Raw genomic sequence first — 6,144 nt, forward strand, 5'->3', positions numbered from 1 at the left:
CTTCCATGCTGTGGGCGATACCGGAACGCGGGCACGCCAGGCCGATGGACTTCATCGCCTTGTCGAAACGCGAACGGTCTTCAGCCTTGTCGATGGTGTCGGCGTTGGCACCGATCATTTCTACGCCGAACTTCTCCAGAACGCCTTCGCGCTCCAGGTCCAGGGCGCAGTTCAGAGCGGTCTGGCCACCCATGGTTGGCAGCAGCGCGTCCGGACGCTCTTTCTCGATGATCTTGGCAACGGTCTGCCACTTGATCGGCTCGATGTAGGTGGCGTCGGCCATGGCCGGGTCGGTCATGATAGTGGCCGGGTTGGAGTTCACCAGGATGACGCGGTAACCCTCTTCGCGCAGGGCTTTGCAGGCCTGGGCGCCGGAGTAGTCGAATTCGCAGGCCTGGCCGATCACGATCGGGCCAGCGCCAAGAATCAGGATGCTTTTAATGTCTGTACGTTTTGGCATGGGTTTGTCACTCAAATCCGCAGGTCAGTCGGCAAGCCGTCTTGTTCAATCTCTGAAGAGTTGAGGGGGCCGCCGGTGCGGGGCCACCCTCAAGCTTTGCTACATCAGGGCGAGCGATCAGCGTCGCTTGGCCATCTCGGTGATGAAGCGATCGAACAATGGCGCTACGTCGTTCGGGCCAGGGCTGGCTTCCGGGTGACCCTGGAAGCTGAAGGCGCTCTTGTCGGTACGCTCGATACCTTGCAGGGTGCCGTCGAACAGCGATTTGTGGATCGCGCGAACGTTGGCTGGCAGGGTCTCTTCGTCTACGGCAAAACCGTGGTTCTGGCTGGTGATCATCACCACGCCGCTGTCCAGGTCCTGGACGGGGTGGTTGGCACCGTGGTGGCCGTGACCCATTTTCAGGGTCTTGGCGCCGGAGGCCAGGGCCAGCAGCTGGTGACCGAGGCAGATACCGAAGACCGGAATCTCGGTTTCCAGCACGTCCTTGATCGCCTGGATCGCGTAGTCGCAAGGCTCCGGATCACCAGGGCCGTTGGACAAGAACACGCCGTCCGGCTTCAGCGCCAGCACATCGGCGGCAGGGGTTTGCGCAGGCACGACAGTCACGCGGCAACCGCGCTCGACCAGCATGCGCAGGATGTTCACCTTGACGCCGTAGTCGTAGGCAACCACGTGGTACGGCAGCTCGGAGGCTTCGATGGTCGCGTGGCTGTCGGTTTTCAGATCCCAGACAGTCGAGCGCCACTCGTAGCTTTCCTTGGTGCTGACGACTTTCGCCAGGTCCATGCCCTTGAGACCAGGGAAACCCTGGGCGGCGGCGATGGCGGCGGCTTCGGAAATGTTGTCGCCGGCCATGATGCAGCCGTTCTGCGCGCCTTTTTCACGCAGGATGCGCGTCAGGCGGCGGGTGTCGATACCGGCGATGGCCACAACATTGTTGGCCTTCAGGTAGTCGGACAGGGACATCGTGTTACGCCAGTTGCTTGCCACCAGTGGCAGGTCACGGATGACCAGGCCGGCAGACCAGACGCGGTTGGACTCGGCGTCTTCCGGCGTGGTGCCGGTGTTGCCGATGTGCGGGTAAGTCAGGGTAACGATCTGTTGGGCGTAGGAAGGATCGGTAAGGATTTCCTGATAGCCGGTCATTGCGGTGTTGAACACCACCTCACCAACGGTTTGACCGTCGGCTCCAATGGCTTCGCCGCGAAAAATGCTGCCATCAGCAAGGGCGAGTATGGCTGGCTTAGTCAAGAAGACCTCCCGTAAATAAAGCCTGAAAGGGCGATCGCAGGTTGTAAAAAAGCGGAGTGACGTATGGACACGTCACCCCGCTTCTTCACCGAATTATTCTGCGCGCTTTTAGTGGACACACTAAAGCTGTAGCTTACAGAAAAAGGCTTTTTTGGTCTACCGCCAATGAGCCTTAAAGGCTGGAGAATGCGACAGGACGTCGCTTGACGGAACAAAACCGGGCTCAAACGCTGTGCGCGAGCCCGATTTCGGGTGCATCTTAACGCAGATCGAGCACGTCTTGCATGTCGTAAAGGCCAGGTTCGCGCCCGTCCAGCCACAATGCAGCACGTACCGCGCCCTTGGCGAACGTCATGCGACTGGACGCTTTATGCGTGATTTCCAGACGCTCCCCCTCACAGGCGAACAGCACAGTGTGATCGCCGACCACATCGCCACCACGAACGGTGGCAAAACCGATCGTTTCACGCTCACGCGCGCCGGTATGACCTTCACGACCATAGACCGCGACCTTTTGCAGATCACGATCCAGGGCGCTGGCGATCACCTCGCCCATACGCAGCGCGGTGCCTGAAGGCGCGTCGATCTTGTGCCGGTGATGCGCTTCGATGATTTCGATATCCGCCTCATCACCCAGCACGCGCGCCGCCATGTCGAGCAACTTCAGCGACAGGTTCACACCTACGCTGAAATTGGCCGCGAACACGATCGGAATATCCTTGCCCGCCTCGGCCAGCAACTGCTTTTGTGCAGCATCCAGCCCGGTGGTGCCGATGACCATGGCTTTACCTGCCTTGCGGCAGAACGCCAGGTTTTTCAGCATGACTTCCGGCAGCGTGAAGTCGATCAACACATCGAACTCCTCCGCCACTGAATCCAGGTTGCCGGACAACGGCACACCGATACGCCCCAAGGACGCCAACTCACCCGCATCCACACCAATCAGCGTGCTGCCCGGTCGGATGATGGCGGCCGTCAGACCGGTCAGCGGTGCACGCTGCTGCACCGCCTCGACCAGGATTTTACCCATGCGCCCGGCGGCACCCATCACAGCAATACGTCGCATGCCTGTCTCCTTACAAATCACCGAAGAAGCGCTTCACGCCTTCGAACCAACCGGTGGTTTTCGGCGAATGGCTGTTGTCGTCCGCCAGGGAGCTACGGAACTCCTCAAGCATTTCACGCTGGCGACGGCTCAGGTTGACCGGAGTCTCGACCGCCACACGACACATCAAATCACCGGCACCACCGCCGCGCACAGGCGCAACGCCCTTGCCGCGAACGCGGAACTGCTTGCCGGTCTGGGTCCCCTCAGGGATCTTCAGTTTGACTCGACCATCAAGGGTCGGAATCTCCAGCTCGCCACCCAGCGCCGCATCGACGAAGCTGATCGGCACTTCGCAGAACAGGTGCTTGCCATCGCGCTGGAAAATCGAGTGCTCGCGCACGTTGATCACCACGTACAGATCGCCAGTTGGCCCACCCTGGGCACCCGCCTCGCCTTCGCCGGACAGACGAATGCGGTCACCGGTATCGACACCGGCCGGCACTTTCACCGACAGGGTCTTGTACTCTTCGACACGACCTTCGCCGTGGCAGGAGTCGCACGGATCGGAAATGATCTTGCCCTGGCCATGGCAGCGCGGGCAGGTCTGCTGCACCGAGAAGAAGCCTTGTTGCATGCGCACCTGGCCGATACCGCCGCAAGTCGGGCAGGTCACCGGAGCAGAACCCTTCTTGGCGCCGGAACCGTCGCAAGGCTTGCAGTTGACCAGCGTCGGAACGCGGATATTCACGGTCGTACCGCGTACTGCCTCTTCGAGGTCCAGCTCCAGGGTGTAGCGCAAGTCACTGCCGCGCTGAGCGCCACCACGGGAACCGCCGCGACCGCCACCGAAGAAGTCACTGAAGACATCGCCAAAGATGTCGGAGAAGTTCTGACCGCCGAAACCGGCACCGCCACCCCCCATGCTCGGGTCGACACCGGCATGACCGTACTGGTCGTATGCCGCGCGCTTGCTGGAATCGGACAGCACTTCGTAGGCCTCGTTGGCCTCCTTGAACATCTCTTCCGACGCCTTGTCATCGGGATTACGGTCCGGGTGATGCTTCATCGCCAGGCGACGGTAGGCCTTCTTCAGGTCTGCTTCGCTTGAGCCACGCTCAACACCCAACACTTCGTAATAGTCACGCTTTGCCATAAGTCTTTGCACTCTTAAGGACGTCCGGCACAACCCTCCTGAGTCTGCCGAACTCGTTGAGCCCCAATACAGGCCCGGACCCAACTCACGTCAATTCAACGATCCTGGTCTTTGATTCTTGCGGTACTTGCGGCGCGAAAAGCAGGAGCATTTCCGACCATACCAACAACACACAAACGCTGTCGCATGCTGTAAAAATTCGCGTATTCCAGATACGCCAACGCGGGAGCAAGCTCCCGCGCGGCGACATCCTACCAGTCACCGCCTGAAGGCAGTCAACCGGCCGACCAACAACTTACTTGTGGTCTTTGACTTCTTCGAACTCGGCGTCGACAACGTCATCAGCCTTTTCCGCCTTGTCGTCGTGCGGTGCCGCGCCTTCAGCAGGCTGAGCCTGTTCGGCGTACATCTTCTGCGCCACTGGAGCGGAGACTTTCGACAGCTCTTCAACCTTGGCGTCGATAGCAGCCTTGTCGTCGCCTTTGACGGCGGCTTCCAGGGCAACTACGGCAGCTTCGATTGCAGTCTTCTCTTCCGCGGTCACTTTATCGCCGGCATCGGTAACCATTTTGCGCGTCGAGTGAACCAGTGCGTCGCCCTGGTTGCGGGCAGTGGCCAGCTCTTCGAACTTGCGGTCTTCCTCGGCGTTAGCCTCGGCATCACGCACCATGCGCTCGATTTCTTCGTCGGACAGACCGGAGTTGGCCTTGATCACGATCGACTGAGTCTTGCCGGTAGCCTTGTCCTTCGCACCTACGTGCAGGATGCCGTTGGCGTCGATGTCGAAGGTCACTTCGATCTGCGGCACACCACGTGGAGCCGGTGGAATGTCGGCCAGGTCGAACTTGCCCAGGGACTTGTTCTGTGCGGCTTGCTTACGCTCGCCTTGCAGCACGTGGATGGTCACGGCGCCCTGGTTGTCGTCGGCAGTCGAGAACACTTGCGATTTCTTGGTAGGAATCGTGGTGTTTTTCTCGATCAGCGCGGTCATCACGCCACCCATGGTTTCGATACCCAAGGTCAGCGGGCTGACGTCGAGCAGCAGAACGTCTTTCACGTCACCGGCCAGTACCGCGCCCTGGATAGCAGCACCCATGGCAACCGCTTCGTCCGGGTTGACGTCTTTACGAGCTTCTTTGCCGAAGAACTCGGTCACCAGCTTCTGAACCAGCGGCATGCGGGTCTGACCGCCCACCAGGATCACGTCGTTGATCGCGCCAACGTCGATACCGGCATCTTTCATTGCGATGCGGCAAGGTTCGATGGTGCGCTGAACCAGGTCTTCCACCAGCGCTTCGAGCTTGGCGCGGGAGATCTTCACGTTCAGGTGCTTTGGACCGGTGGCGTCTGCAGTGATGTACGGCAGGTTCACGTCGGTCGACTGGCTCGAGGAGAGTTCGATCTTGGCTTTTTCAGCAGCTTCTTTCAGGCGCTGCATGGCCAGCGGGTCGCCCTTGAGGTTCATGCCGCTTTCTTTCTTGAATTCGTCGACGAGGTAGTCGATCAGACGAATGTCAAAGTCTTCACCGCCCAGGAACGTGTCACCGTTGGTGGCCAGCACTTCGAACTGGTGCTCGCCATCGACTTCAGCGATCTCGATCACGGAAACGTCGAAAGTACCGCCGCCCAGGTCGTAAACGATCACGGTGTGATCGCCCTTCGCCTTGTCCATACCGTAAGCCAGAGCAGCTGCGGTTGGTTCGTTGATGATACGTTTTACGTCCAGACCGGCGATGCGGCCGGCGTCTTTGGTCGCCTGACGCTGGCTATCGTTGAAGTAGGCCGGAACGGTGATCACCGCTTCAGTCACGGTCTCGCCGAGGTAGTCTTCGGCGGTCTTCTTCATTTTCTTCAGGATTTCAGCCGAGATTTGTGGCGGTGCCATTTTCTGGCCGTTCACTTCAACCCAGGCGTCGCTGTTGTCAGCCTTGACGATCTTGTAAGGGACCATCTGGATGTCTTTCTGCACGACTTCTTCGTCGAAACGACGACCGATCAGACGCTTCACCGCATACAGGGTGTTGTGCGGATTGGTCACAGCCTGACGCTTGGCCGATTGGCCAACCAGAATTTCGCCATCGTTGGCGTAAGCGATGATCGACGGCGTGGTACGCGCRCCTTCAGCGTTTTCAATAACTTTTGCCTTGCCGTTTTCCAGCACGGAGACGCAGGAGTTGGTAGTCCCCAGGTCGATACCGATAATTTTGCCCATGTTCACTCTCCCGAAAC

At 59.5% G+C, this 6,144-nt stretch carries 5 protein-coding genes; all 5 read right to left on the bottom strand.

Annotated elements, in window-relative coordinates; genetic code table 11:
• A partial coding sequence (locus ACXRVY_RS14605) for a carbamoyl phosphate synthase preATP-grasp domain-containing protein (protein ID WP_458237644.1) occupies positions 1–460 on the bottom strand: 460 nt, incomplete at its 3' end.
• Positions 461–577: 117 nt separating this feature from the next.
• A complete protein-coding gene (gene carA / locus ACXRVY_RS14610) occupies positions 578–1,714 on the bottom strand; it encodes a glutamine-hydrolyzing carbamoyl-phosphate synthase small subunit (protein WP_223458584.1) in 1,137 nt (378 codons plus the stop codon).
• 259 nt (positions 1,715–1,973) lie between these two features.
• On the bottom strand, positions 1,974–2,780 hold the full coding sequence (gene dapB, locus ACXRVY_RS14615) for a 4-hydroxy-tetrahydrodipicolinate reductase (protein ID WP_223458582.1): 807 nt from the start codon (positions 2,778–2,780) through the stop codon (positions 1,974–1,976).
• A 10-nt stretch (positions 2,781–2,790) separates the two neighbouring features.
• Positions 2,791–3,915 carry a molecular chaperone DnaJ gene (gene dnaJ / locus ACXRVY_RS14620; RefSeq protein ID WP_057716482.1) on the bottom strand — a complete coding sequence of 375 codons (1,125 nt, stop codon included), beginning with the start codon at positions 3,913–3,915 and terminating at the stop codon, positions 2,791–2,793.
• 295 nt (positions 3,916–4,210) lie between these two features.
• Positions 4,211–6,127, bottom strand: a complete 1,917-nt coding sequence (gene dnaK, locus ACXRVY_RS14625; RefSeq protein ID WP_223458581.1) for a molecular chaperone DnaK — start codon at positions 6,125–6,127, stop codon at positions 4,211–4,213.
• Positions 6,128–6,144 lie beyond the last annotated feature (17 nt).

Source organism: Pseudomonas sp. P5_A2_2 (assembly GCF_054177685.1).

Coding starts and splice junctions, on each gene's coding strand:
- dnaJ (WP_057716482.1), bottom strand. CDS start 3,915: ATGGCAAAGCGTGACTATTACGAAGTGTTGGGTGTTGAGCGTGGCTCA.
- dapB (WP_223458582.1), bottom strand. CDS start 2,780: ATGCGACGTATTGCTGTGATGGGTGCCGCCGGGCGCATGGGTAAAATC.